This window comes from Salinimicrobium oceani (assembly GCF_012037645.1).
This window is the reverse complement of record NZ_JAAVJR010000289.1, coordinates 1-568: the sequence shown is the minus strand read 5'-3', so window position 1 is coordinate 568 and position 568 is coordinate 1. Positions and strand designations below refer to the sequence as shown.

Here is a 568-nt window from a genome sequence, read left to right as displayed (position 1 = left end):
GTCTACTGCCATAACTAAAATGGCCTTTTCCTCCCTATAATCCACCTCCCGCTCCTCTGCGGCATCATATCCATAAAATGGTTCTGCAATGGTGGAGGGCCTAATTGTGCTGGCAAGAGGCCCATTGATGTCACAGGAAATATCCGCTATATATTTTATTCTGAAATCGGGGTGTTTGGCATCTTTAGCAGTAAAGAAAACCGGCGCACCCTGCCCATAAAAATGACCTGCGATAAAGAAGTCGGCAGTATGGGCAAACCGGAGAAAATCGGATTCATATTTTTCCGGATGATTATAAAATTCCCTGTTCGTGCCCTCTCCTCCATCCCGGCGCTTATTATATTCCATCACATCAATGTGACGATAAACCGGTACATCGAAATCTTTCTGAAGAAAATCATCAACTTCCACCTTCCGGATTTTTAGATGATCAAGGATCTCCCGTGCCCCATGAGCAACTTTTCCGCTTCCGGAAAGGACTATCTTTAATGGCGGAACTGAGATTTTATCCAGCTCTGCCAACAGGGCATTAAGATCGGGAAGGATTTCAGCTTTAGGAAGGTCAAAA

1 protein-coding gene is annotated in these 568 nt (G+C 44.7%); it reads right to left on the bottom strand.

From position 1 onward, the window contains the following. On the bottom strand, window positions 1–568 hold a 568-nt coding region (locus HC175_RS16775; RefSeq protein WP_479685236.1), incomplete at both ends, for a Rossmann-fold NAD(P)-binding domain-containing protein.